We start from the raw sequence: 24,000 nt of genomic DNA on the forward strand, positions 1-24,000 counted from the left end.
CCATGCAGAAGGCCGCCATCGAACGGAATAACGAAACGATCGCAGCCCAGCTTACGCCGGTCGGCCGCGAAACCGTGCAGGATCGCGTCTATTCGGAGTTGCGCCGTGCCTTAATCGGCGGCCTTTTTGAGCCGAGTCAGGTGCTGACCATCCGTGGCCTCGCCGACGCGCTGATCACCAGTACCATGCCGGTGCGTGAGGCGCTCGGGCGGTTGATCACCGAGAAGGCGCTGGAGGCGCTTCCCAACCGCTCGGTGCGCGTGCCGCCTATCACGCTGGAGCGTATCGACGACCTCTTGCGCGCCCGCTCCCTCATAGAGGGCGAAGCGATAGCACTTGCCGCTACACGCATGAATTCGCGCCAGATAGCCACGGTCGAAGCCATGCTGGGCCAATGGGACGAGATGCGGGCGCTGAAGCACAAGAAGGATATCGACCGCGAGGCGACGCTCAACCAGAGCTTCCACTTCGAGATCTACCGATGCTGTGGCTCCGCCGTGCTGATCCCGATGATCGAGAGCCTGTGGCTGCAATCCGGGCCGTGCATTCGCGTGGCCATTTACGCATTTTCCGATGCCGGTGAAGTCGATACCGCCCACTACCATCGTAGTATCGTCGCAGCGCTTTCCAGGCAGGATGCCCAGGCAGCGCGCGAGGCGCTGGTGGCGGACATCAGCCGGCCCTTCGCCTTCCTGCGCGACAAGCTCCAATCCGCAAGCAAAGAAGGATTGAGGGCATGACGACGCCTGGCATCAGGATCACCGAGCCACGCTCGAAGCTTTCCGTGACCGCGCTGCTGTTGCCTGAAAAGGCGCCCGACAACGCCGCCTTCCTGCTGGCCTATCTCGAGCAGCCGCGCGTCGTTGCCGGCATCCATGCGATGTGGACCGGGCCGGAAATCTCCTGCCCGGTTCCATCAGCCGAACTTGAGGGCCAAACCTATGCCAGGCCCTTGCCGGCGGAGAACGCAACGCTAACGCCGCAGCCGGGTGACATCGTGTTGTCCTACGTGCCGCCGCGCATGTGGGGCGGCAACCCGAATGCCATCTTCGACATCGGCTTGTTTTATGGACCGGGCGCGCGCTTGCTGTTCCCGATCGGCTGGCTTGCCGGAAGCGTCGTCGCGCAGGTGCGTCCCGAAGAGCGCGATCAATTCGCTGCCGCCTGTGGCGCGATCCGCCGCAACGGCGCCTGTGACATCACCTTCACCCGGGTGGAGATCTGAATGGCCGACGACAGTTTCGAACTCTTCGACCTTCGCGTCGAGGCGGTCGTCCCCGAGGGCAAGCCGATCTATTGCGGTGCCAAGGCCGGCGACTATTTCGAGTTGAAGGGCGAGATGCTGTCGATGCCGACGGGGCAGGGCTTCTCGATCTATTCCATTGCGGCAGTGTTGCCGCTTCTGGCCGCAAAGCAACGCCCGACCCACAGGAACGACTGGATGACTTCGGATGCCGAGATCGCCTGTCCAGATCCCAATTGCGCCAGCCGGCTCAGGATCGTCAGGACCGGCAAGCGGTGGTTCAGTCATTCAGAAACCACGGCTGTGCCGCTGCCCAAGGAGACTGACCAGAGATGACCGCCAAGGCGTTCGAGCTCAGCCCCGGCTACACGATCTCGCGCGTCATTCGTGGCGGCTGGCAGCTTGCCGGCGGGCACGGCGCGATCGACCGCCAACAGGCGGTAACCGACCTGATCGCCACGTTCGACGCCGGCATCGGGACCTATGACTGTGCCGACATCTATACCGGCGTCGAGGAACTGATCGGTGCCGCGCGCCTGCGGCTTGCCAATGAGCGCGGCCTCGACGCCGCCGCCAAGATGAAGGTGCACACCAAGCTGGTGCCTGACCTCGAAAGGCTTTCCAGCATCAGCCGCGACTACATCAGCAGCATCGTCGACCAGTCGCTGCGGCGGCTGAAGACCGAGCGGCTCGATCTCGTTCAGTTCCATTGGTGGGACTATGCGCTGCCGGGCTACGTCGATGCGATGGGCTGGCTCAACGACCTGCGTCTCCGAGGCAAGGTGCGCAACATCGGCACCACCAATTTCGACACGCCGCGGCTGGCCGAGATCCTGGCCGCCGGCGTGCCGCTGGTCAGCCAACAGCTGCAATACTCGGTACTCGACCAGCGGCCGGCCAACAGCCTTGCGGCGCTCGCCAGCCAGCACGGCGTCAGTTTCCTCTGCTACGGTTCGGTGGCGGGCGGCTTCCTCAGCGAAAAATGGCTAGGCGTTGCCGAGCCTCAAACGCCACTCGAAAACCGGTCGCTGGTCAAATACAAGCTGATCATCGACGACTTTGGCGGTTGGGAGCTTTTCCAGGAGTTGCTTCGCACACTGAAGGCCGTCGCCGACCACCACGGCGTCGACATCGCCACCATCGCCAGCGCCTGGGTGCTGGAGCAGCCGCAAGTGGCGGCCGTCATCGTCGGCGCCCGCAACCAGGCGCACGCCCTTGCCAATGCCAGAATCATGGACATCGCGCTCGATGCCGACGACCGGGCGAGGATCGCTGCCGTGATCGCGCAAAGCCGTGGGCCGCTGGGCGACGTCTACACATTGGAACGCGACCGTCACGGCCGCCACGGCTCGATCATGCATTACAATTTGAATGCAGGCAGGAAATGAGCGCGGCCATGGACGAGAAGCCCTCCTTGCTTTCCCGCGCCAGTGCCGAAGTGGTCGATCTCCACCGCTTCTTCGTCGACTGGTTCAATGCGGCGAGTGCGGACAATGCAGATTTCAGCCGCTTCGAACGCGTCATGGGCGAAGGCTTCTGCATGGTTGCGCCGGACGGTCAGGTCCTCGATCGTGACGCGGTGCTCGACCATGTCAGGGCAAGCCGCGCCACCTCTGATGGCGATTTCAGTATCTCGATCGAGGATATCCGGGCCGGCTGGCAGTCAGACGACACGATCGTCGTCTGTTACATCGAAGCACAGCAGCGCGGGGGCAAGCACAGCCGCCGCCGCTCGAGTGCGGTCTTCACCACCAGCTCATCGGCGCCCAACGGCGTCGAATGGCGACATCTGCATGAAACCTGGCTGCAGATGCCGGAAGACTGAACAGGCTCAAGGCGTCAATGAGAGTCGTGTAACGAAAGGGGAACAACAATGAAAAAGACCATACTTCAGATCACCACTGCGCTGGCTCTGGTGACAGCGGCCGGTGCAGCGCAGGCCGCGGATTGCAAGATCACGGTCGGCCTCGTCATGGAACTGACCGGTCCCGCCGGCGAATACGGCCAGGCCGGCGCAAAATCGGTCGAAATGGCCTTCCGCGATATCAACGAGGCGGGCGGCGTGCGCGGCTGCGACCTAGCAACCGACACCCGCGACAGCCAGAGCCAAGGCAACATCGCGGTCGATGCCGCGACACAACTCGTGCAGGTCAAGAAGGTGCCGGTGATCATCGGCGGCATCATTTCCTCGGTGTCGATCCCGATCCTGACCTCGGTCACCGCTCCGGCCAAGATCGTCCAGGTGTCGCCTGCTTCCTCGTCGCCGACGCTGACGGCGCTTGGGCGCGACGGCAAGACCAACGGCATCTTCTTCCGCACCATCACATCTGATGCGCTGCAGGGTGTCGCTGCCGCCAAATACGCCATCGACAAGGGTTTCAAGAAGCTGTCGGTCATCCACGTCAACAACGACTTCGGCGTTAACATGGTGGCGGAATTCTCACGCGCCTATAAGGCGCTCGGCGGCACCATCGTCTCCGACACGCCCTACAATGAAAAGCAGTCGAGCTATGCCTCGGAAGTGACCGCGGCGATGGCCGGCGAACCGGACGGGCTTTATCTCGTCAGCACGCCTGTCGACGGCGCGACCATCGCCCGCACCTGGATTTCGCAGGGCGGTGTCCAGAAGTTCCTGCTCAATGACGGCATGAACAGCCCGGACTTCATCGAATCCGTTGGCGCGGATTACCTGAAGGATGCGTACGGCACTTCCTCCGGCACCAGCCCGACCGCATCGACCGAGTATTTCACCAAAAACTACAAGGAATTTTCGGGCATCGAACCCTCGAACCCGGCGGCCGATCGATCCTATGATGCCGGCGCCATCGTCGGCTTGGCCATCGCCATTGCCGGCTCTGAGGATCCGGCCAAGATCAAGGACGCGATGTACAAGGCGGTCGACCCGGCCGGCACGCCGATCTATGCCGGCAAGGACGAGTTCGCCAAGGCGCTCGGCCTGATCAAGGAGGGCAAGCCGATCCGCTACGAAGGCGTCATCGGTCCGGTCGCCTTCGATAAGTATGGCGACATCACCGGCCCGTTCCGGCTCTGGAAGATCATCGACGGCAAGGTGACGACCGACGGCGAAATGACGACGGATGACGTCAACGCCTTGCAGGCGAAACTTCAGTAAGCGCCTATGCCCCGTCCGGCATCGATCCCATTTCATTGAGGTCGATGCCGGACACTTGCAGGTCCTGCTGCCGGTTAGGCCGGCCCGGAAACGACCACCGCACCAGCGGCCGGCATGATCCAGGGGCAGGCATAGTAATCGGTGACGCGATTTATGATCCCGCCAGCGGCTTCGATCCGAACCGGATGGGCCGGCTTCCAACCGTCTTCGCCATGGTGAAGCACGAGCAGCACCGCCTCGCTATCGATTATGCCAATCGCCATTTTCCAGGTCGTCGAGGCTCTTTCGTATTCAACGAAGTAAGGTGATTCCGATAGCCTTCCCTTGAAGCAATCCGCGACTTGCAATTGGGCATCCGCGCTGGTCAGCGCCCGTACCCCGTCCCAGTCGCGGCGATTGAACAGTTCGACATAGCGGCTGAGCAATTCCAGAAGTTCCGGATCGCGCTGGGGCTCCGAACGGACGATTGGCTCGCCTGACAAGGCGGCCAATTTGGAGCGGCCACGGCTCAACGCGGCCTTGACGCCACCCACGGTCGAGCCGACGAGATCGGCGATCTCTTCCAGCGAATAGTCGAAGACATCCTTGAGCAGGACGCAGGCGCGTTCCTTGGGCGGCAGGTGGATAACCAGCCGTTCGATCGCGCGATCCGCGCCGTTGCCCACCGGCTCGACCGGCAGGATGATCTCGTCTTCGACGAAATTGGCCTCCGCATGCTGACGCACCTGCCGGCTTCGCAGGAAATCGATGCAGCGATTATGTGCAATGCGAAACAGCCAGGGGCGAAGAGCACTCGCATCGTCCAGCTTCTCGATCTTCCGATAGGCCTCGAACAGCGCCTCTTGCATCACGTCTTCGGCGTCGAGCGTCGAACCGGTCATGCGTGCACAGTAGCGGTGCAGCCGCCCACGCAAATGCGCGACTGTCTCCAGGAAGCCGGCGTAGCGGACGTCGAAAAGCCCGGTCGGGTCAAGTCTTGGCTGCATCTTCATGGGCATTCAATTCGGCGGCGGATCACAGCGGGACATAGGTCAGCGTAATGACGCCGTTCTTGAAACGGTGCGTATCTATAAGCTCCAGCTTGACCAGGGATGGGTCGACATCCTGGAAAGCGCGTTTGCCATGCCCGACGCGGGTCGGCACGATCGAGAGTTGATACTCGTCGACAAGCCTGTTGGCGAGCAGCGTCTGGTCGAGATTGCTCACTCCATACTTCAGTATGTTGCCGCCGGCCTGTTGCTTGATCCTGGCAATTTCGGCAGCGACGTCGCCTTCGATCAGCGATGCGTTCCAGCTCACCTCCTTGAGGCTGCGCGACGCAACGAGCTTCTTCAGTCCGTTCATGCGGTCCATGTACTTGCTGCCTTTGACCTGCGGCCAGCGCGCCGAAAACATTTCATAGGTGATGCGGCCGAGCAGGAAAAAATCGGCCTCGCCGGCCTTTTCATAGGAGTGCTCCTTCATCTCCTCGTCGAAGAAGGGCGAGGCCCATTCCATTGGCGCTTCGATGACGCCGTCCAGCGAAATGAAGCTGCCCACTATCAATTTTCTCATCGCATATCTCCGGTTGCGCACAGGCGTCCCGTGAGACCCAAGAACCGACGAAAACGAAACGGCCCGATGGATAACCACAGGATGCAGTCTCTAGGACGTTCCCGGTTCGACTTTGGATACGCGTGAGGATCGTTTGAGTTAATAGAGCGGCTTGGCCATGTGCCGGGGCGTCGGCCACTCCGTCGTAATCCCCGGCTGCACTGGCCGCTCCAGATAGGTCGATAGCACCACGTAACTTCGCGTCGAGGTGACGCCGGGTGTTTCGTAGAGGCGCGACAGCAGGCCTTCGAGCGCCCGCGTGTCCTCGGTGCGGACCTTGATCAGCATGCATGTGTCGCCGGCCACCGAATGGATCTCCTCGACTTCGGGATGTTCGGAAATCGCCATCAGCTCCGGCGTCTTTCCCCACCCCTTGGTATCGATATGGACGAAGGCGAGCAGCGGCTTGTGTACCGCCTTGGGATCGATGATGGCCGCGGTGTTGCGGATGGCGCCACTCCGCCGCAGGCGCTTGACGCGTTCATGGACTGCCGGCGGCGAAAGGCCGACGCGGTCGCCGAGCTCGGCATAGCTGATCGTCGCGTCGTCGACCAGGACGCCTAATATTTTTCGGTCGATTGCATCGATATCGCGGGCGGCAGGCCTGTTCTGCGGAATGCCATCTGTTTCTTCATCCATATTAAAATTCCCGATTGAAGCAGAATTTAATACGGCCATTATTGCCATATGTCGAACAGTGATCAAGTCGCCACATTCGCAGCGGCCCCCAAGCCGCCAATCCCGGCACTCGCTTACCTGCTGACCGGGTGCATTGCCGTGATCGGCTCGAACTCGCTTGTGCTCGGTCCGATTGCACCGGCGGTGGCCGCGTCGTTCGGCACAAGCGTGCCGGCGGTCATGATCGCGTCCGCCGCGTTCGGGCTCGGTACGTCGGCAAGCGCCTTGTTCCTGGCGCGCTACATCGACCGGCTCGGCGCCCGCCGCATGCTGCAGGGAGCGTTGCTGCTGCTGGCAATAGCGCTCGTCGCCAGCGCTGCGGCGCCGACGGTGACGGCGCTGGTCGCGGCCCAGCTTCTCGCCGGCATTGCTGCGGGTGTCGCCATGCCGGCAATCTATGCCAGCTCCGCCGCGATTGCGCCGCCCGGTCGTGAAAGCGGGACCATCGGCGTCGTGCTGACCGGCTGGACGCTGAGCATGGTCGCCGGCGTTTCGCTGTCGGCCGTACTTGCCGACCTGGTGCATTGGCGCGCCGTGTTCGCGGCGGTCGCGGTGCTCGCAACACTCGCATTGGCCAGCCTCACGTTGACGTTGCTCAGCGACGTCAGGAAGAGCGGTCCGGCACCGACGCCGCTGGGCGCCTTGGGTATTCCCGGCATAGTGCCGCTTCTGGTCGCCTGCGCCGCCTTCATGACGGCGTTTTATGGCGTCTATGGCTATCTCGGCGATCACCTTCACAACGGCCTGGGACGGCCGGTCAGTGCCAACGGGCTGGCCGCGCTCGCCTATGGCGCCGGCTTTGGCACGGCGGCACTTCTTGACGGCGTCATCGATCGTCTGGGCGCGCGGCGGGTCATGCCGTTTGCCTATCTGCTCGTCGCGCTCGTCTATGTCGCGATTGCTGCGGCAAGTGGCAGCTTCGGCCTGACCATAGCGATGATAGCCGTCTGGGGCCTTGCCAATCATTTCGGGCTGAACGTCCTGGTGATGCGCCTATCGGCGCTCGACCCTGCGCGCCGCGGCACGATCATGGGTTTGAACAGCGCGGTGACCTATCTCGCGGTGTTCGTCGGCACCACGGCGTTCGGGCCGCTTTATTCCACGTTCGGGTTTGCGGCATCGGCGGTGGTTGCAGCCTTGCTCATGCTGATCGCTGCTGCGGCAGTGGCGTGGCGTTCGCCGAAGCTATAGCGCAGCAAGGCTTGCGTCTCGGCCCGGTCCTTCGATAGATGCTCGTTGGATGGACAATACAACGCTTGAGACAACCGCCAATCCCTTGCCGCACGAGCTGGCTTTTCTTGGAGAGCGGCTTGCGGCGTTCAACGACAGCGATGTCGGCGCCTCCGGCAGGAAGACATTGGCCGTGTTCGTGCGCGATGAGCACGGCGCGATTGTCGCCGGCATCTCGGGATACACCGCCTGGGGCTGGCTCTATGTGCAATGGCTCTGGGTCGATGAAAAGCTGCGCGGCCAGCGCATGGCCGGCCGGATGCTCGAGGCAGCCGAGAGGGAGGCGATGGCGCGCGGCTGTCACGGCGCCTGGATCGACACGTTCAATCCCAAGGCCGCCAAGGCCTATGAGCGCCAAGGTTATCGACCGTTCGGTGCGCTCGCCGACTTTCCCATTGGCCGAAGCCGTATCTTCCTGCAGAAGAAATTGGTGGCTTAACTAGCCGGCAAGGCGTCCGCCGCACATCGGCTGTGGCACGCCGGTCGTGCTGGGGAAGCTGATCGGCAAGCCCCTAAGCACGCGCACAGCCAGGAAGGCAAAACACTCCGCCTCCACCGCGTCGCCCTTCCAGCCAAGCGCCTCCGCCGGCACGGCTTCGACGCCGGCGCGGCTGGCAAGCATGGCCATGATCGTTGGGTTGTGGCGACCGCCACCGCTGACCACCAGCCGCTTCGGCCGGCGCGGCAGAAGATCGAGCGCCTTGCCGACCGCGGCCGCGGTGAAGGCCGTCAGCAGGGCAGCGCCATCCTCGGCATTCATCCCTTCCGCCATCGAGGCGCCGAAATCGAAACGGTCCAGCGATTTCGGGTATGGCTTGGTCAAGTACGGGTGCTGCAGGAGCTTGGCCAACCGTGCCTCATCGACCGTCCCGACGCGAGCCAGCGCGCCGTCGCGGTCCATTTCGCCAAGCCCCTTCGACTTGATGAAGTCGTTCAGCGGCGCGTTGGCGGGTCCGGTATCGAAAGCGATGACATTGTCCTTGCCGTCCCACCAGGTGATGTTGGCGACGCCGCCGAGATTGAGCACCGCCGTGTCGCCGCTGGCGTCGGCTTCGCGCAGCAGCGCGGCGTGATAGGCCGCCGACAGCGGCGCGCCCTGGCCGCCGGCGCGCATGTCGGCCGAGCGGAAGTCATAGGCGACCTTGGTGCCCAGGATGGCATGCATCAGCTCGCCATCACCGAGCTGGCGACTCTGGCCCAGTCGGCCTACTTGCGGGGCACGGTGCAGCACGGTCTGGCCATGAAAGCCGACGACGCCGATGTCGGCCATGGTCAGGCCGTGGCTTTCGACAAGATCCTTGACCGCCGCAGACTGGGCGCGCGTCAGCGCCTCCTCTGCCTCGTGGAAGATTGCCGGTTCCGGCCCGGTGAAATTCCAGTTCCTTGCCTGCCTAAGCGTCTCTTCCAGCAAGGTCCGGATCGACTGCGGGTAGGGGGCCAGCGTGTAGGTGCCGAAATCCGCGATCCGCTCGCCGTCGGTCTTGATCAGCGCGACGTCGATATTGCCGTCCAGCACGGTGCCGGTCATCAAGCCGACGGCCCACATTGGTTCGCCATTTTTCATGATTGTCAGGCTCCGTTGACGAGATCGCCGACCGCTTGGCGAAGCGCTGCGATCCCGCTGTTGAAATGACGTGTCGGATGGATCCGGTTGGTGAGCAAGGTCCACGCTCTGCTTTTGTCGAAGTCGACCCAAAGCCCGGTGCCGGTGAAGCCGGTATGCCCGATGGTTTCGGGGCTGCACAGCCGGCCGCCGGACCAGCCTTCGTAGGGTCGCTCCCAGCCATGGGTGCGGGTTGCCGACAAGGGCGTGCGCATCAGCGCTATCGAACGCTGCGACGCGCCGGTCCCGTCCAGCAGCCCTCGCGCAAAGTCGAGGACCGAAGCTGCCGTTCCGAACAGCCCGGCGTGACCGGCCCCTTGCAATGCCGAGCAATTGTCGTCGTGGACCTCGCCTGACAGCACGCGATGGCGCCATGTGCAATCTTCTGTGGCCGCCGCTTGACCCGGTTCGGCGGAGAACGCGAAGCCAGGACCGGGATCCATGTCGCGAATGGTCTTGCCGGACAGGCGCTCCAGGACGAAGCCGAGCAGAATGAAGTTGATATCGGAATAGACCGGCTCCCCGACCTGCCACTCGCGCTGCAAGACAAAGGCGCGCAACAGCTCGGGGTCACGCCCATAGGTGTAGATCGGCGCGACGGCGGGAAACGGTGTCTGATGGCCGAGGCACTGGCGAAACGTCACCGTCCGCTCCCAGGCCTTTTCGTCATATTGGCGAAGATCGGTCAGGACCGAAATCAGCGGCGCGTCGAGGTCGATGACCCCCTCTTCCGCCAGCGCCAAAATGCGCGGTGTGGTGAAGATGATTTTTGTCAGGGATGCCAGATCGAACCATGTCCCGACATGCATCGGCCTTATCTTCGGCACGACTTGGGCTGAGCCGATTGCCCGGACGATGCGTTCGCCGTCCCGGTCGACCATGCCGAGCACGCCGCCCGGAATGCGCGCCGCAGCCACTGCCGCTTCGAGAGGGGCGAATGCGCGGGAGAAGAGATCGGGATCGATCAATTGCGGCGTCCGTCTGAAAGGCAGCGAGGGAGCTGTCCGTCTGCCTCTGCATGCTTTCGGGCGACAATCATCACACTTCCACCCGTACTCTATGATCCGGCCCGAACTGCTGCCATTTTGCCGGGCCCGGCTCAAATCCCAGCGGACGCACGAGCGAGGGAACCTGGCGCGTGTCCAGCTCGAAACGTTCATGCCGCCGGTCTATGGTGGGAACGGCCGCGATAAGCTGTTTGGTATAGGAGTGCTTCGGCTCCGAGAGCACCAATCTGGCATCGCCGATCTCGACGATCTGGCCGGCATAGATGACCGCGATGCGATGGGCGATCCGCTCGACCACAGCCATGTCATGCGAGATGAACAGATAGGCCAGCCCGAATTCACTCTGCAGCTCGATCAAAAGCTCCAGCACTCTGGCCTGCACCGATACGTCGAGCGCCGAAACCGCTTCGTCGAGGACGACAACGGAGGGATTGAGCATCAGCGCACGGGCAATGCACAGCCGTTGGCGTTGGCCGCCGGAGAATTCGTGCGGATAACGCTGCAGGCTGTTTTCCGGCAGGCCGACGCGGTTCAGCAGCGCGGCCATTTTCGCTCGCGTCTCAGCAGTTATCCGCCCGCCCGTGGCGATCACCGGTTCCGCAAGAATGCTTTCGATGGCGAGCCTGGGATTAAGCGAGCCATAGGGATTCTGGAACACCATCTGCACGGGAAGGGCGCTCTGCCCGGCGGCGGCCTTGCGCGTGCTGGCCAAGATTGTGCCGCGCGTCGAGCGCACCAGCCCCAGAATCGCACGGGCGGCGGTGGATTTTCCGGAACCGCTCTCGCCGACGACGGCCAATGTTTCGCCCGGCATCAAGTCGAAATCCACACCGTCCACCGCATGCACGGCACCGCTGGCGCGGCTGAAAAAGCCACCCTTGACGGGAAATCGCACCACGAGGCCATCGACCTTCAGCGCCGGCTCGGTAGCTTTTTGCTTTTCGCGTTGCATGTCTTTGCGTGTCGCACTGCCGCCGGCGAAATGCGGCACCGCATGAAGCAGATGCCGCGTATAGGGATGCTGCGGATCGTCCAATATCTGGTTCAGCGCGCCTTGCTCGACAGCTTCTCCGCTTTGCATCACCATCACCTTGTCGGCGATACCTGCAACCAAGCCGATGTCGTGGGTGATGAAGATCATCGACATCCCGGTTTCCTGCTTCAACTCGGCGAGCAACGCCATGATCTGCGCCTGCACCGTAACATCCAGCGCCGTCGTTGGCTCGTCGGCAATGAGCAGGCGCGGGTTGCAGGCGAGCGCCATGGCGATCATCACCCGCTGCAGCATGCCGCCCGAAAGCTGGTTGGGCGTGTATTTCAGCCGCCGTGCTGCGTCGGGAATGCGCACACGGTCGAGCGCGTCCTTGGCCGCCGCCGTCGCTTGCCGGCCGGTCAGGCCGCGATGCAGGCGAAACGACTCCTCGATCTGCCTGCCGATGGTCAGCACCGGATTGAGCGAGGTCATCGGCTCCTGGAAGATCATGCCGATTTCGCCGCCGCGGATCTTCGTCAGCTGCGGCTCGGCCGCGGCGGTCAGGTCGAACATGCTGCCGTCGGCCCGCTTCAGCTTGATCGAGCCCGCGGTGATGCGGCCGCCGCCATAATCGACAAGGCGATTGATCGAGAGCGCCGTCACCGATTTGCCCGAGCCGCTTTCGCCGACGATGGCCAGCGTTTCGCCGTCAGCGAGATCGAAGCTGACGCCGCGCACGACCTCATTGGCTGACGGCTTTCGGCCGAAGCCGACGCGCAAACCGCTGACGGACAGCAGCGGGATCATGCGATCGATCTCCGCGTCTTCGGGTCGAGCACATCGCGCAACGCATCGCCGAGCAGGTTGAAACCGAGGATGCTGATCATGATCGCCACCCCCGGGAAGATCATCAACCAGGGAGCTGTCTCCATCAGGTTGCGGCTGTCGCTCAGCATCAGGCCGAGCGACGCGGCGGGCGGCTGCGTGCCGAGCCCGAGGAAGCTCAAGCCGGCTTCGGTGAGCAGTGCCCAGGCCAGCGCCAGCGTCACCTGAACGGTCAACGGCGCGACCAGATTGAGCAGCAGATGCCGTGTCACGATGTAGCTCGAGCTGCTGCCGAACGTGCGGGCCGCGTCGACGAACTCACGCGCCTTGAGCGACAGAGCCGGGCCGCGCACCACGCGCGTGAAGATCGGCGTGTAGACGATGGCAATGGCGACGACACTGGTCCAGGTTCCCGGTCCCGCAACCGCGACGATCAGCAGCGCCAGCAGGATCGCCGGGAATGCCAGCAGCACATCCATGATGCGCATCACCAGGCCGTCCCAGCGGCGCCCGAACCAGGCTGCCGCCAGCCCGAGCACGGTGCCGGCCAGTGTCGCGAAGGCGACCGAAAAGAAGGCCACGAGGAAGGACTGGCCGATCCCGGTCATCAGCCGGCTTGCGACATCGCGGCCGAACAGGTCCGTGCCCATCCAGTAAGTGCTGTCAGGCGCATGCAGCCGCTCGACCCGGTGCTGCGTCAGCGGATTGTCCGGCGTCAGCCCCAGCATGCCAAGTACGGCAAGCAGCAGATAAAGCGCAACGATGGCACCGCCGATGCGGCCGCTGGTGTGCGCAAGTATGGCCCGCAATGTCGCCATCAGTGCTCGCTTAGCCGAATACGCGGGTCGAGCGCGACATAGGCGAGGTCGACGAGGAGATTGACGATCATGAAGTTGAAGGCGATGAACAGCACGCTTCCCTGCACCAGCGCATAGTCGCGCTGCAGGATGGCGTCCAGCACCATGCGGCCGAGACCGGGCAGCGCATAGATCTGCTCGACGATGACTGCCCCGCCCAGGAGATAGCCGAACTCTATGCCGCTCAGCGTCACGACCGGGATGAGCGCATTGGGCAAAGCATGCCGCCAGATGACGCCGCGCGCCGAGACGCCCTTGCTGCGCGCGGTCCTGACGTAATCGTCGCTCAGCACGTCGAGCATCGCCGAACGCGATATACGGGTGACCGACGCCGCGAAGGCGAAACCGAGCGTGACGGCCGGCAGCAACAGCTGGCTGAGATTGCGCAGCGGATCCCGCCACAGCGGCGAAAACTCGCCCATCGCCGGCAAAACGCCAAACCCCGCCGACAGCGTGTAGATGATCAGCAGTGCAAGGACGAAGTTCGGCGTCGATTGTCCGATCATTGCGACAACGCGCACGCCGAGATCGGAAAGCTTCTCATTGTGGGTGGCGGCAAAGATCCCGGCCGGCATGCCGACGACAAGGGCGATGATCATCGACAGCAGCGCAAGCTCCAGCGTCAGCGGGAAGCGTTCGAGAATAACGCCGAGCACCGGCCTGCCATAGGTGGACGAAATGCCGAGATTGCCTTGGAAAAGACCAAGCAGCCAACGCCAGTACTGGATGAACCAGGGCTGGTCGATGCCGAAATAGGCCGCAAGCGCGTCGCGCTGAGGAGGCGTCAGCAGGCCGGCTTCGCTTCCCAGCATCGCCGTGATCGAATCGCCCGGAACCATCCGGATTGCCAGGAACACCACGATGGACACGCCAAGCAGGACGAGAGGGAAGGTCGCCAGTCGCCGCATCAGATAGTTCACGCGAAGAATATCCTCTCGTCCGGCATCGAAGCAGCTACTGGATCGTCACCTTGGCGAGGCTGAACAGCGAACCTGTCGGCACCGGTTCGAATCCCGCGATATTCTTCTGCTGGGCCGTGTAGCTGTAGGACGTGTAGAGCCATATCCAGGGCGACATCTCAGTGATGTGCTTCTCGAAGTCGGCGAAGATCGCTTTGCGCGCCGCCGGGTCGGTCTCGGTGCGGCCCTTCTGCATCAGGCCGTCCAGCGTATCGTCGATATAGTTCGCCACCTTCTGCAGATTGCCGGTCTTGGTCCAGTAGCGATTATACATAGTGTAGGGATCGGCCCTGCCGCCGTTCAGCGCGACGGCCATGTCGAAATCGCCCTTCAGCCATGCATCGACATAGACGTTGAGCTCCATCATTTTGATGTCGAGCTTGACGCCGATTTCGGCGAGCTGCGACTGGATGACCTGGGCTTCCGCCGCTGCTGTCGGCGGCTCGCCGGTGGCGCCGATCACGGTCGCCGAAAAGCCGTCGGCATAGCCGGCTTCAGTCATCAGTTGCTTGGCCTTCTCGACGTCGCGCTTGTAGCAGAACAACTGGCTCGGATCGGTCGCCAGCGCCGGGATGGTCAGCGGGCCGGTGACCTTGCCTTCGCCGAGCGAGGCGGTGTCCAGCACTTCCTGCCGGTCGATGGCGCAGGAGATCGCCTGACGCACCTTGAGTTCGGTCATCGGCTTGCGGGACGGATTGAGCTGCAGCACGTGGTAGGCAAGCACCGGCACGCGGTTCAACTGCAGGCTGGCCTCCTTGGGCACCAGCGTGGCGACAAGTGGATCGTTGAGCAGGGCGAAGTCGATCTGCTTGGTGCGCATCGCCGCCAGGATCGCCGTTTCGTCCGGCAGCACGCTGATCTCGATGCCGTCGACACCGGTCGCGCCGCCCGCCCAATCCTTGTTGGCGACAAGCACTTCCTTGGAATTAGGATCCCACTTTTCGAGCTTGAACGGACCCGAGCCGACCGTCGTCGTGCCGATCGAGCCGGCCGTGATTTCGCTTGCCGGGACGATCGCGGCATTGACGTCGCTCATCGCCGTCAGGATCGGCACATCCGGCTGCGAGAGGTGGAACACGACGGTGGCTGGATCGGGCGTGTCGATGCTGGCGATCGAGAGAAAGTTGGCGCGGGCGGCCGCACCGGTCTTCTCGTCGAGTATGCGCTCGAAAGATGCCTTGACGTCGGCCGAGGTCACGGCGGCGCCGTTCTGGAATTTTGCTTTCGGATTGAGCCTGAAGCTCAGCTCCTTGCCGTCCGCCGAGAACTGCCAGGAGTCGGCAATCGCGGGCGTGATCTGCAGATTGGCGTCGAGCCGTACCAGCGGTTCATAGATCAGCTCCAGCAACCGCAGCGAGGAGAATGCCGTCTGCTTGTGCGGATCAAGACCGGTGGCGTCCTGCGACCAGGCCATGTGCAGCGTCGCCGCACTCGCCTGCACCGGTGCCGCGGCAATGGCCAGCATTGCCGCAAGCGTCATCCCGGAAAGCAGTTTCTTGCCAATGTGCCGTACCATTGTCGTCTCCCATTATTGTTAAACCTGATGCCTTGCAGTTCCCCGGACCGCTTCAAAGGGACACACGCCCCGGAACATCGGCCCAGCATCCATGCGGTCTTACACCGTCTTTTCGCCTATCGCCTTGCGCAGGAAACCTCCCGCATTGGCAAGCGCCTTACGTGCTTCTTCGACGCCCATGCCGGTGATCGTCACCAGGATTGCCAGTTTTACGTCATTGCCGGTCTGGTCGAGTGCCTGTCGTGCCTGCTGCGCCGCGCAGCCGGTCGTCTGCATCACGATCCTGACCGCCCTGGCGATCAGCTTCTTGTTGCTTGGATTGAGGTCAACCATCAGGTTCTGATAGCTCTTGCCGATGCGGATCATGCTGGCGGTCGACAGCATGTTGAGCACCAGCTTTTGCGCGGTTCCCGATTTCAGCCGGGTCGAGCCGGTGAGGACCTCCGGTCCAACCACCGGAGAGATGGCAATATCGGCAATTCCGGCAATGGTCGATCGCGGATTGCAGGACAGCGCCACGGTGGTGGCTCCCACCTGCTTGGCATAGGTCAAGCCGCCGATGACATAGGGTGTGCGTCCGCTGACAGCGATGCCGACCACCACGTCGCCGGCGGTCAGCTTGATGTCCTGCAGCGCCTTTATTCCCTGCTTCGGATCGTCCTCCGCGCCTTCCGCGGAGTGCACCAGCGCGTCGACGCCGCCGGCGATCAGGCCCATCACCATGTCCTCGGGCACGCCGAAGGTCGGCGGACATTCCGAGGCGTCGAGGACGCCAAGCCGGCCGCTCGTGCCCGCGCCCATATAGACAAGGCGTGCACCTTTCTGGAACGCGCTCACGATCCGGTCCACGGCCGCAGCAATGTCGGGGATGACCTTCTCGACGGCTGCCGCAACGCCTTTGTCCTCGTCATTGATCTTGCGCAGCACCTCGAGGGTCGGCAACAGATCGATGTCCATCGTCTTCGGATTCCGGTCCTCGGAAACCAATCGCTCCAGCTCCGACATCAACCCGTGTTCGACCACTTGCTTGCTTTCAATCTGCTGTGAGCAGGAATGTGATGCGGTGCCAGCCGACGTCCAGTGCCCGCAGCCGGCGACCGGCAACTTGCTTCTGCTTGGTTAACTTTTTAGAATTCGATATTCCTCGTGTCAACGGATTCTAGGAATATAATATTCCTTAAGGCAGGAGCACTATCGCTGACACAGGGATTTCCTAGCCAGGATTATGGCTCCCGAAACCGCATCGCCATCGGCCGGCTTCAGACGTCGGCGGACGTCGGGAGCGAGCCATGGCTCTAGCGGGCTGGACAGACCGCCGAGCAGCGTAACCCGCGGCGCGCCCTTTTCGAACAGCACCCGCACGAACGTGTCGACCTGCTCGGCAGCACCTTGCACGATGCGCCGTCCGGCCGGATCGCCCTGGTCGGCGTGGCGGATCACCATCGGCGCCAAGGCGGCATAGTCGGTCGCGCTGGCGCGGTCCATCCAGGCCACCGCCTCGAACGGATCGTCCCTGAAGCGCTGCATCACCTCGGTCAGCAGCGCCGTCCGCTCATGCCGGCCGTCATGGGCACGCAAGGCAAGCTGCACTGCCTTTAGTCCGAGATCGGCGCCGCTGCCCTCGTCGGAAATCGGAAAACCGTAGCCGCCGACGCGCAGGTCGCGCCCTTCGACAAAGCCGAGCCCGATCGAACCGGTCCCGGCTATGACGATGGCGCCGTCTTGACCCGAATGAGCGCCAAGGCAAGCCGCGACGCCGTCGCTGACGAAGTCGATGCTCGCAAAGCGATGTTCGATGCCACGAAACGCCTCGAGCACACCCTTGCGGCCGATGCCGGCAAGACCGATGCCGGCGCGGATCCTGGCGATTTCCACCGCCGCGAACCCTGCCTCTTCGATCGCCGCGCCAAAGGCTTTGGCAATCGAGGCCCAGGCCGCCTCTATACCGAGCCGCGTTGTCGCCGGGCCCGACAGGCCTTGCCCGAGCACAGTTCCTGCCTCGTCTTCGATACGCGCCCGGCAGCCGGTTCCGCCGCCATCGACGCCCAGGAAATAATGCGGAGACACCGCGCCGGCACTCATCCACTTATCCGCTCGATCTGGGCGCCACACAGGCGGAGCTTGCGGTCCAGCTGCTCATAGCCACGGTCGAGGTGGTACACCCGGTTGATCGTTGTCTCGCCTTCGGACACCAGCGCCGCCAGCACCAGCGAGACGGAGGCGCGCAGGTCGGTCGCCATCACTTGCGCGCCCTTCAGCTTCTCGCCTCCGCGCACCAGCGCCATGGTGCCTTGCAGCTTGATATTGGCGCCGAGCCGCATCAGTTCGGGCACATGCATGAAACGGTTCTCGAAGATCGTCTCGCGCAACAGCGAAGCGCCCTCGGCACAGCACATCAACGCCATGAACTGCGCCTGAAGATCGGTCGGAAAGCCCGGATAGGGCTCCGTCGTCACGTCGACCGCCTCGAGTGGCCCGTCTCTCGACACGATCAGCCCGCGGTCGCCCGGCCATATTTTCACACCGGCTGCTTCGAGCAGCTGGACGACGGATGCCATGTGCTCGAGCCGCGCGTGGGTCAGCTCGAGCTGACCGCCGGTGATAGCCGCTGCGACGGCATAGGTGCCGGCCTCTATCCGGTCCGGGATGATGTCGTGCGTGGCGGCGCGCCAGTCTGTGCGGCCCGCGATCAGGATGCGGTGCGTGCCGGCGCCCTCGATCCGCGCGCCCATGGCGTTCAGGCAGGCGGCAAGATCGGCCACCTCCGGCTCGCGGGCCGCGTTGAGGATCTCGGTCTCGCCGTGTGCAGTCGTCGCCGCCATCATCGCAGTTTCGGTCGCGCCGACCGACGGCGAGCTCAAAACGATGCGCGCGCCTTTCAGTCCGCCCGGCGCAGACGCGACGATCAGCCCGTTTTCGATGGCAATGTCGGCGCCAAGTGCCGCAAGCGCGGCGACATGCATGTCGACCGGCCGTGCGCCGATCGCGCATCCGCCAGGCAGCGAGACCCGGGCATGGCCGAAGCGGGCAAGCAGCGGACCGAGAACCAGCACCGTCGCGCGCATGCGCCTGACTGTGTCGTAGCTTGTCTCCCTAGAGACGGCAGCACTGGCATCGATTGTGGCGGCATGCGCCGATCTGGTGACTTCAGCCCCATGAAGGCCGACGACGCCAAGCATGTTGTCGACATCGGTCACCTCAGGCAGGTTGGTCAGCTGCAGCGGGTGGGGGCTGAGCAAAGCTGCCGCTATTTGCGGCAAGGCCGCGTTCTTGGCGCCGGAGATCGTCACCGCGCCCTCAAGCCTGTGCCCGCCGACGATCCGCAATCTATCCATGGCTCTGCCCTAATCCAAGGTGTCGGCGAGTCTACGCGCTTGCAGGCGATCTTTCATGTCCGAATTCCCGTGCATGTCCGAATCGTTGGTGTGGGCGAAAGGCCAGGCCGAAACCGCACGGGTCGAGATTTGATAGATCATTCTTGGCTGTCAATCAGGAACGGAATAATTTATTCCTTGGCTTGGCATTGTCGATGACTGGCAACAGGGGAACGCATGTCCGTCCTGAAGAAGATCGAGGCCAAGCTCGAGATCATGGCGCCCGGCGATCGCGAGATCGGGCGGTACATCGTCGACAATCCCGACCAGATGCTGCGCCTGTCGACGGCGGCGCTCGCCGCCGAAATCGGCCGCAGTCAGTCGAGCGTCGTCAAGTTCAGCCAGAAGCTCGGCTATGCCAGCTATCAGGAGCTCAAGCTCGCCGTCAGCGAGGCCAAGTCGCAGGAATGGCACGTGCCGGCCGGCATGATCCACGGTTCGATCGAGGTCGGCGACAGCTATCTGGTCATCTTGCGCAAGCTGATCGGCAGCAAGCTCTTGTCGATGCAACAGACCGTCGCAGCCAACACCGAGCAGGAAATCGGCAAAGCCCTCGAAGCGTTGAACGGGGCGCGCCGCATTCATCTGGCCGGCGTCGGCGCATCCTCGCTCGTGGCGCGCGATTTCTCCTACAAGCTGATGAAGCTCGGCCGCAACGTGCTGCACGACAGCGACAGCCATGTGCAAATGGCCAATGTCTCGACGCTTGGACGAGGCGACGTGCTGTTCGCGCTCTCCTATTCCGGGGCGAGCATCGAAACCCTGCGGATAGCCGAACTGGCTCGCAAACGTGGCACCACCGTGATCGCCGTCACTGGACTTCGCGACAATCCGCTGAGCCGCGTTGCCGACATTCGCCTCCACACGATCGCCGATGAAGAGCGCGCGCGCTCTTCGTCGATAACCGCGCGCGACGCACAACTGACGCTCACCGACCTGCTGTTCATCCTGCTCGTGCAGAAGCAGCCTGACGCCAACGAATACGTCCACAACAGCGAACTGGCCGTCTCGGTACTGAAGGCTTAGTCGTTGGACGCATCTCACCCGCTCTCCTTGAGCCGCGCGTCTATTAGCGGCCCAGAAGGTTGCGCTCGACTGTCTTGAGATGGGCGAGCATCGCCTGGTTGGCGCTTTCCGGGTCGCGGCGCAGCAATGCGTCCAATATTGTCTGATGCTCGTCGCAATAAACGCGCCTGCGCTCCTCCGAGAATGAGCGCTTTTTCATTTCGAACCACGGCGATTGGTTGCGGATCGTGCGCATGAGATTGTGAATCTCTTTCAGGAAGTCATTGCGGCAGCAGGCGAAGACGCAGTGATGGAACTCGGCGTCCCAATGCTCGAAGTCCGGCATGTCCTCGGCAGCGCATGCGGTCTGATGCGCTTCGCGAACCGCGTTTAGTTCCGCCATGCTGGCATTTGTGGCGGCGAAGGCCGCCGCCGCTGGCTCCAGCAACTGCCTGATCTCCATCATGTCGGCGGGGCTGGTGCCTTCCATCCGCGTGACCGTCGCCGCGATGGAATCGGGATTGGTCGCAGTCAGAAAAGTGCCGCGCCCGACATGCCGGACAACCGTTCCGTCCTCCTCCAGGAAGCCGACGGCACGACGCACCGTATTGCGCGCCACGCCGAACTCGGCCGCAAGGTCGCGCTCGGGCGGCATCCGCCCGTCCTGAAGCCACTCGCCGGCCGAAATCCGTTTTTTCAGCACAGTGGCGATGTCGTTAGCGACGAGCTTGGGCATTTGTTGAGAGCTTTTAATCTGATCCAATGTTGAACCAATACTATCAGCCGGCGCCCTGCCGGTCCAGTACCTGATGAGGTCAAGGCCCGATTTACCGCGACAAGTGACGAAAACCCTCTTGCAGCCTAAACCAATCGGCGATAGCGTGTAACGAAAGAGCTTATATTGGCTCATAAAAGGTTCAGGGAGGAACGAATGAAGGTCGCGACGTTTTCGATTGCAGGCGAACGTCGCGTCGGCGTTGTCGATGTCGACAATCAGTCGGTCGCCCCCTTCGATATCCCTGTTGACCAGGCGCTGTCTGGCGTGCTGGCGCTGTTGCGGCGCAACGGCCCCGGGATGCCGCGCACGCTGTCGCCGGTTCCGCTGGCGCAGGTCGAGATCGAGGCGCCGATACCTTTGCCTGCCCGCAACATCTTTTGCGTCGGCAAGAATTATTATGAACACGCCCACGAGTTTGCCCGCAGCGGCTTCGATTCGAGCGCCGGTGCCGGCGCCATTCCGCAACATCCGATCATTTTCTCGAAGGTCCCCGAATCGGTCGTTGCAACACATTCGAACGTGCTGATCGACCCTTCCATATCGATTGCGATCGATTATGAGGCGGAACTGGCGGTCATTATCGGCAAGGGCGGACGCGGCATTTCGAAAGCCGAGGCTTACGATCACGTCTGGGGTTATACGATTGTCAACGACGTCACTGCCCGCGACCTGCAGGGAAAATATAGCCAATGGCTAATCGGTAAGTCGCAGGATACGTTTTGCCCGATGGGGCCATGGGCGATCACCAAGGATGAGCTCGACCTGGAAAACGCTTCGGTACGTTGTTTCGTCAATGACGACCTCCGCCAGAATTCCAAAATATCGCTGCTCATCTTCGATATTCCGACGATCATATCGACGCTTTCGCAAGGCATCACCTTGAAGCCGGGCGACATCATCGCCACCGGCACGCCGGTCGGTGTCGGCATCGGCTTTGATCCGCCGAAATATCTCAAAGCCGGCGACATTGTGCGGGTCGAGATCGACGGCATCGGGACGCTGGAGAACCGGATCGTGGAGCGGGTGCAATGACAACTGTCACCGTCGGTCCGATTGTCGCGGAAGTCGCCGGCGAGGGCGAGCCGGTGGTGATGATCCACGGTCTCGGCGGAACCTCGAACATGTTCCAGCCGCAGCTGGAGGCGCTCTCGGCCTACCGGGTCATCCGCCTCGACCTGCCTGGATCCGGCCGCTCGCCGCGGCCGCTCGATCCATTGACGATCGAGCTAATGAGCGACGCCGTCATCCGCGCCATGGCGGGCATGGGCGTCACCCGGGCGCATTTCGTCGGCCACTCCATGGGCACGATCGTCTGTCAGTTGGTCGCAGCGATGCAGCCGTCGCTGGTCAGGTCGCTGGTTTTGTTCGGTGCTCTCGCCGAGCCGGCCGAGGCGACGCGGCAAGGCCTTGCCAACCGGGCGCGATTGGCGCGATCGGGCGGTATCGCCGACATCGCCGACCAGATCGTCACCAATGCGCTGTCGGCACATACCAGGGAAACCTCGCTGGCCGCCGTCGCCTTCGTGCGCGAATCCATCACCAGGCAGGACCCGGAAGCCTATGCCCGCAGCTGCGAAGCCCTGGCCAAGGCGACGGCTGTGGATACGCGCCGGATTTCAGCGCCGACCCTTTTGGTTACCGGCGACGCCGATACGGTCAATCCGATGAGCGTCGGCCAGGCGCTTGCCGACAGGATAAAGGGAGCGATATTCTTGTCTCTCGATCGGTGCGGACATTGGGCCACGGTGGAGTGCCCCCGCGAAAGCAGCCAAAGGCTCGCCGATTTTTTGAGACGCGTTGATAGGTGAGGATCGGAATTCGGGCGTAAAAACAGTGCGCCCGACAGTTTGGGAGGTTTTCTGATGGCAGACGACGGCTGGAACGGAAACGGTCCGGGCAGCACGCTCTTTACCAATGTGCGCGTGCTCGATGCGACCGGCGAATACCCCTACACCGGCGAAGTGCTGGTTCAGGGCAACCGTATCAAGCAGATCACCAAGGGCTCGTCGCGTTTCGGCTCGCCGGCTGTGTCGTCCTCCTACAGCGGCTTGTCAGGCGGTGTCACAACGATCGACGGCATGGGCGCGACGCTGATGCCGGGCATGATCGACGCGCATCTGCATCTCTCCTGGAACAACGCGCCCGGCATCGACCCGATCCAGATGATGGAGGTGGAAGAGCACATGCTGGTCACCATGGAGATGGCCAAGCTGGTACTCGACGCCGGCTTCACTGCCGGCCGCGGCGCCGCAGCCGCCAAGCCGCGGCTCGACGTGGTGTGCAAGAAATTCATCAATCAGGGGCGTTTTCCCGGACCGCGTTACCTCGCCGCCGGTCCCGAGATCACGACGGTCGGCGGCCTCGGCGATTCCGCGCCTTCGCACATTCCGCATGAAGGCCTCAATCTCGGCATCGTCGTCTCAGGTCCCGAGGAAATCCGCCGCACGGTGCGCCAGCTGATCAAATACGGTGTCGATTCCATCAAGCTCAATCTGTCAGGCGAAAGCATCACCGGCATGGGCGCCGAAGAAACGCCAATGTCGGAGGAAGAGGTCGCCATGGCCGCCTCCGAGGCGCGGTGCCGCAACAAGGTGCTGTCGGCACATGCGCGCTCATCCGGCTCGGTCAAGCAGTGCGTCCGTCATGGCATCCAGAACATCTACCACGCTTCGTTTGCCGACGAGGAAGCTCTGGACATGCTCGAGGCGGCCAAGGACAAGCATTTCGTGGCCCCCGGCATCGCCTGGCTGATCAACACCGCGCGCCATGCCGAGCAATGGGGCATCAAGCCTGGTTCGCCGCTTTCGCTCGAATATGAGCGTGAGCTCGAAATGTGCATCGAGACGATGAAGAAGATGCATCGACGCGGCATCCGCGTCTGCATCGGTGGCGACTACGGTTTTGCCTGGACGCCGCAAGGCACCAACGCCAAGGACATCCAGACCTTCGTCGAGATGCTTGGCTTCTCGCCGATGGAGGCAATCCAGGCCGGGACCAAATATGGCGGACAGATCATGGGGATGGGCGACGAGCTCGGCATGATCAAGGAAGGTTATCTCGCCGATCTGCTGTTGATCGACGGCGACCCGATATCGGACGTGCGCATCCTGCAGGACAAGAACCGCATCCTCGCCATCATGAAGGACGGCAAGTTCCACAAGGCGCCGCGCTTGAATGAGCAGCGCCGCCGGCTGACCGCATGAGCATTCTGGACCGGCCATCTTCG

General features: G+C 62.9%; 25 protein-coding genes. 12 read left to right on the forward strand and 13 right to left on the reverse strand.

Translation table 11 applies throughout. The features are described 5' to 3' along the window. Window positions 1-2 precede the first annotated feature (2 nt). Genes NKJ09_RS04775 through NKJ09_RS04800 form a run of 6 tightly spaced genes read left to right on the forward strand, consistent with a single transcriptional unit; the run spans window position 3 to window position 4,376 of the window. Window positions 3-740, forward strand: a complete 738-nt coding sequence (locus NKJ09_RS04775; protein WP_084642406.1) for a GntR family transcriptional regulator — start codon at window positions 3-5, stop codon at window positions 738-740. Next, on the forward strand, window positions 737-1,225 hold the full coding sequence (locus tag NKJ09_RS04780) for a DUF3830 family protein (RefSeq protein WP_352482754.1): 489 nt from the start codon (window positions 737-739) through the stop codon (window positions 1,223-1,225). The genes NKJ09_RS04775 and NKJ09_RS04780 overlap by 4 nt, the downstream gene beginning before the upstream one ends. Continuing rightward, the gene (locus tag NKJ09_RS04785; protein WP_352482752.1) at window positions 1,226-1,579 is read left to right on the forward strand and encodes a TIGR04076 family protein; all 354 of its coding nucleotides are present in this window, start codon (window positions 1,226-1,228) and stop codon (window positions 1,577-1,579) included. After that, on the forward strand, window positions 1,576-2,631 hold the full coding sequence (locus NKJ09_RS04790) for an aldo/keto reductase (protein WP_352482750.1): 1,056 nt from the start codon (window positions 1,576-1,578) through the stop codon (window positions 2,629-2,631). Before NKJ09_RS04785 ends, NKJ09_RS04790 begins: the two co-directional genes overlap by 4 nt. 8 nt (window positions 2,632-2,639) lie before the next feature. Beyond that, window positions 2,640-3,068, forward strand: coding sequence for a DUF4440 domain-containing protein (locus NKJ09_RS04795; RefSeq protein WP_023716686.1), 429 nt, complete (start codon window positions 2,640-2,642; stop codon window positions 3,066-3,068). Window positions 3,069-3,116: 48 nt separating this feature from the next. Further along, a complete protein-coding gene (locus tag NKJ09_RS04800; protein WP_352482748.1) occupies window positions 3,117-4,376 on the forward strand; it encodes an ABC transporter substrate-binding protein in 1,260 nt (419 codons plus the stop codon). A gap of 74 nt (window positions 4,377-4,450) precedes the next feature. On the opposite strand, the gene NKJ09_RS04805 is transcribed toward NKJ09_RS04800, so the two are convergent. The 3 genes from NKJ09_RS04805 to NKJ09_RS04815 all read right to left on the reverse strand — a co-directional run bounded on the left by NKJ09_RS04805 (window position 4,451) and on the right by NKJ09_RS04815 (window position 6,608). After that, a complete protein-coding gene (locus tag NKJ09_RS04805) occupies window positions 4,451-5,368 on the reverse strand; it encodes a sigma-70 family RNA polymerase sigma factor (protein WP_352482747.1) in 918 nt (305 codons plus the stop codon). Between the two features lie 22 nt (window positions 5,369-5,390). Next, complete coding sequence (locus tag NKJ09_RS04810) at window positions 5,391-5,930, reverse strand: dihydrofolate reductase family protein (protein ID WP_023716688.1); 540 nt, start codon at window positions 5,928-5,930, stop codon at window positions 5,391-5,393. 138 nt (window positions 5,931-6,068) lie between these two features. Next, the gene (locus NKJ09_RS04815; RefSeq protein WP_352482745.1) at window positions 6,069-6,608 is read right to left on the reverse strand and encodes an Lrp/AsnC family transcriptional regulator; all 540 of its coding nucleotides are present in this window, start codon (window positions 6,606-6,608) and stop codon (window positions 6,069-6,071) included. 48 nt (window positions 6,609-6,656) lie between these two features. On the opposite strand from NKJ09_RS04815, the gene NKJ09_RS04820 reads away from it, so the two are divergent. Then, window positions 6,657-7,838 carry an MFS transporter gene (locus NKJ09_RS04820; protein WP_352493945.1) on the forward strand — a complete coding sequence of 394 codons (1,182 nt, stop codon included), beginning with the start codon at window positions 6,657-6,659 and terminating at the stop codon, window positions 7,836-7,838. A gap of 49 nt (window positions 7,839-7,887) precedes the next feature. Continuing rightward, window positions 7,888-8,316 carry a GNAT family N-acetyltransferase gene (locus NKJ09_RS04825; protein WP_352482743.1) on the forward strand — a complete coding sequence of 143 codons (429 nt, stop codon included), beginning with the start codon at window positions 7,888-7,890 and terminating at the stop codon, window positions 8,314-8,316. Here the strand turns inward: NKJ09_RS04825 and NKJ09_RS04830 are convergent, their stop codons facing one another. From NKJ09_RS04830 to murA, 9 genes are all read right to left on the reverse strand, one after another. Continuing rightward, on the reverse strand, window positions 8,317-9,441 hold the full coding sequence (locus tag NKJ09_RS04830; RefSeq protein ID WP_352482741.1) for an anhydro-N-acetylmuramic acid kinase: 1,125 nt from the start codon (window positions 9,439-9,441) through the stop codon (window positions 8,317-8,319). A 5-nt stretch (window positions 9,442-9,446) separates the two neighbouring features. Beyond that, window positions 9,447-10,448: a serine hydrolase domain-containing protein gene (locus tag NKJ09_RS04835; RefSeq protein ID WP_352482740.1), complete on the reverse strand. Its 1,002-nt coding sequence runs from the start codon at window positions 10,446-10,448 to the stop codon at window positions 9,447-9,449. 70 nt (window positions 10,449-10,518) lie between these two features. After that, window positions 10,519-12,267: an ABC transporter ATP-binding protein gene (locus tag NKJ09_RS04840; RefSeq protein ID WP_352493946.1), complete on the reverse strand. Its 1,749-nt coding sequence runs from the start codon at window positions 12,265-12,267 to the stop codon at window positions 10,519-10,521. Continuing rightward, a complete protein-coding gene (locus NKJ09_RS04845) occupies window positions 12,264-13,103 on the reverse strand; it encodes an ABC transporter permease (protein ID WP_023716694.1) in 840 nt (279 codons plus the stop codon). The genes NKJ09_RS04840 and NKJ09_RS04845 overlap by 4 nt, the downstream gene beginning before the upstream one ends. After that, on the reverse strand, window positions 13,103-14,062 hold the full coding sequence (locus tag NKJ09_RS04850) for an ABC transporter permease (RefSeq protein WP_352482735.1): 960 nt from the start codon (window positions 14,060-14,062) through the stop codon (window positions 13,103-13,105). The genes NKJ09_RS04845 and NKJ09_RS04850 overlap by 1 nt, the downstream gene beginning before the upstream one ends. Before the next feature lie 34 nt (window positions 14,063-14,096). Then, window positions 14,097-15,617 (reverse strand): ABC transporter substrate-binding protein, encoded by a 1,521-nt coding sequence (locus tag NKJ09_RS04855; RefSeq protein ID WP_352493947.1) that lies wholly within the window; start codon window positions 15,615-15,617, stop codon window positions 14,097-14,099. A 99-nt stretch (window positions 15,618-15,716) separates the two neighbouring features. Further along, a complete protein-coding gene (murQ, locus tag NKJ09_RS04860; protein WP_502896899.1) occupies window positions 15,717-16,622 on the reverse strand; it encodes an N-acetylmuramic acid 6-phosphate etherase in 906 nt (301 codons plus the stop codon). Window positions 16,623-16,808: 186 nt separating this feature from the next. Beyond that, window positions 16,809-17,699 (reverse strand): glucosamine kinase nucleotide-binding domain-containing protein, encoded by an 891-nt coding sequence (locus tag NKJ09_RS04865; RefSeq protein WP_352493948.1) that lies wholly within the window; start codon window positions 17,697-17,699, stop codon window positions 16,809-16,811. Further along, complete coding sequence (murA, locus tag NKJ09_RS04870; RefSeq protein WP_352493949.1) at window positions 17,696-18,952, reverse strand: UDP-N-acetylglucosamine 1-carboxyvinyltransferase; 1,257 nt, start codon at window positions 18,950-18,952, stop codon at window positions 17,696-17,698. Before murA ends, NKJ09_RS04865 begins: the two co-directional genes overlap by 4 nt. 216 nt (window positions 18,953-19,168) lie before the next feature. Between murA and NKJ09_RS04875 the strand changes: the two genes are divergently transcribed. Next, window positions 19,169-20,017, forward strand: a complete 849-nt coding sequence (locus NKJ09_RS04875) for a MurR/RpiR family transcriptional regulator (protein WP_023716700.1) — start codon at window positions 19,169-19,171, stop codon at window positions 20,015-20,017. A 43-nt stretch (window positions 20,018-20,060) separates the two neighbouring features. On the opposite strand, the gene NKJ09_RS04880 is transcribed toward NKJ09_RS04875, so the two are convergent. Next, a complete protein-coding gene (locus tag NKJ09_RS04880; RefSeq protein ID WP_245278491.1) occupies window positions 20,061-20,906 on the reverse strand; it encodes a FadR/GntR family transcriptional regulator in 846 nt (281 codons plus the stop codon). 21 nt (window positions 20,907-20,927) lie between these two features. Between NKJ09_RS04880 and NKJ09_RS04885 the strand changes: the two genes are divergently transcribed. From NKJ09_RS04885 to NKJ09_RS04895, 3 genes are read left to right on the forward strand one after another with little or no spacing between them, the layout of a single operon-like run. Further along, window positions 20,928-21,806 carry a fumarylacetoacetate hydrolase family protein gene (locus NKJ09_RS04885; RefSeq protein ID WP_352762395.1) on the forward strand — a complete coding sequence of 293 codons (879 nt, stop codon included), beginning with the start codon at window positions 20,928-20,930 and terminating at the stop codon, window positions 21,804-21,806. Continuing rightward, window positions 21,803-22,582, forward strand: coding sequence for an alpha/beta fold hydrolase (locus NKJ09_RS04890; RefSeq protein WP_352493951.1), 780 nt, complete (start codon window positions 21,803-21,805; stop codon window positions 22,580-22,582). Before NKJ09_RS04885 ends, NKJ09_RS04890 begins: the two co-directional genes overlap by 4 nt. Before the next feature lie 54 nt (window positions 22,583-22,636). Next, complete coding sequence (locus tag NKJ09_RS04895; RefSeq protein WP_352493952.1) at window positions 22,637-23,977, forward strand: metal-dependent hydrolase family protein; 1,341 nt, start codon at window positions 22,637-22,639, stop codon at window positions 23,975-23,977. Window positions 23,978-24,000 lie beyond the last annotated feature (23 nt).

It is taken from the genome of Mesorhizobium sp. M0189, from assembly GCF_040322135.1.
Taxonomy (GTDB): domain Bacteria; phylum Pseudomonadota; class Alphaproteobacteria; order Rhizobiales; family Rhizobiaceae; genus Mesorhizobium.

Coding starts and splice junctions, on each gene's coding strand:
- NKJ09_RS04895 (WP_352493952.1), top strand. CDS start 22,637: ATGGCAGACGACGGCTGGAACGGAAACGGTCCGGGCAGCACGCTCTTT.
- NKJ09_RS04790 (WP_352482750.1), top strand. CDS start 1,576: ATGACCGCCAAGGCGTTCGAGCTCAGCCCCGGCTACACGATCTCGCGC.
- NKJ09_RS04865 (WP_352493948.1), bottom strand. CDS start 17,699: ATGAGTGCCGGCGCGGTGTCTCCGCATTATTTCCTGGGCGTCGATGGC.
- NKJ09_RS04825 (WP_352482743.1), top strand. CDS start 7,888: ATGGACAATACAACGCTTGAGACAACCGCCAATCCCTTGCCGCACGAG.
- NKJ09_RS04795 (WP_023716686.1), top strand. CDS start 2,640: ATGGACGAGAAGCCCTCCTTGCTTTCCCGCGCCAGTGCCGAAGTGGTC.
- NKJ09_RS04785 (WP_352482752.1), top strand. CDS start 1,226: ATGGCCGACGACAGTTTCGAACTCTTCGACCTTCGCGTCGAGGCGGTC.
- murQ (WP_502896899.1), bottom strand. CDS start 16,622: ATGTCGGAGCTGGAGCGATTGGTTTCCGAGGACCGGAATCCGAAGACG.
- NKJ09_RS04830 (WP_352482741.1), bottom strand. CDS start 9,441: ATGAAAAATGGCGAACCAATGTGGGCCGTCGGCTTGATGACCGGCACC.
- NKJ09_RS04805 (WP_352482747.1), bottom strand. CDS start 5,368: ATGAAGATGCAGCCAAGACTTGACCCGACCGGGCTTTTCGACGTCCGC.
- NKJ09_RS04810 (WP_023716688.1), bottom strand. CDS start 5,930: ATGAGAAAATTGATAGTGGGCAGCTTCATTTCGCTGGACGGCGTCATC.
- NKJ09_RS04780 (WP_352482754.1), top strand. CDS start 737: ATGACGACGCCTGGCATCAGGATCACCGAGCCACGCTCGAAGCTTTCC.
- NKJ09_RS04855 (WP_352493947.1), bottom strand. CDS start 15,617: ATGGTACGGCACATTGGCAAGAAACTGCTTTCCGGGATGACGCTTGCG.
- NKJ09_RS04840 (WP_352493946.1), bottom strand. CDS start 12,267: ATGATCCCGCTGCTGTCCGTCAGCGGTTTGCGCGTCGGCTTCGGCCGA.
- NKJ09_RS04845 (WP_023716694.1), bottom strand. CDS start 13,103: ATGGCGACATTGCGGGCCATACTTGCGCACACCAGCGGCCGCATCGGC.
- NKJ09_RS04815 (WP_352482745.1), bottom strand. CDS start 6,608: ATGGATGAAGAAACAGATGGCATTCCGCAGAACAGGCCTGCCGCCCGC.
- NKJ09_RS04880 (WP_245278491.1), bottom strand. CDS start 20,906: ATGAGCCAATATAAGCTCTTTCGTTACACGCTATCGCCGATTGGTTTA.
- murA (WP_352493949.1), bottom strand. CDS start 18,952: ATGGATAGATTGCGGATCGTCGGCGGGCACAGGCTTGAGGGCGCGGTG.
- NKJ09_RS04885 (WP_352762395.1), top strand. CDS start 20,928: ATGAAGGTCGCGACGTTTTCGATTGCAGGCGAACGTCGCGTCGGCGTT.
- NKJ09_RS04775 (WP_084642406.1), top strand. CDS start 3: ATGCAGAAGGCCGCCATCGAACGGAATAACGAAACGATCGCAGCCCAG.
- NKJ09_RS04890 (WP_352493951.1), top strand. CDS start 21,803: ATGACAACTGTCACCGTCGGTCCGATTGTCGCGGAAGTCGCCGGCGAG.
- NKJ09_RS04800 (WP_352482748.1), top strand. CDS start 3,117: ATGAAAAAGACCATACTTCAGATCACCACTGCGCTGGCTCTGGTGACA.
- NKJ09_RS04875 (WP_023716700.1), top strand. CDS start 19,169: ATGTCCGTCCTGAAGAAGATCGAGGCCAAGCTCGAGATCATGGCGCCC.
- NKJ09_RS04820 (WP_352493945.1), top strand. CDS start 6,657: ATGTCGAACAGTGATCAAGTCGCCACATTCGCAGCGGCCCCCAAGCCG.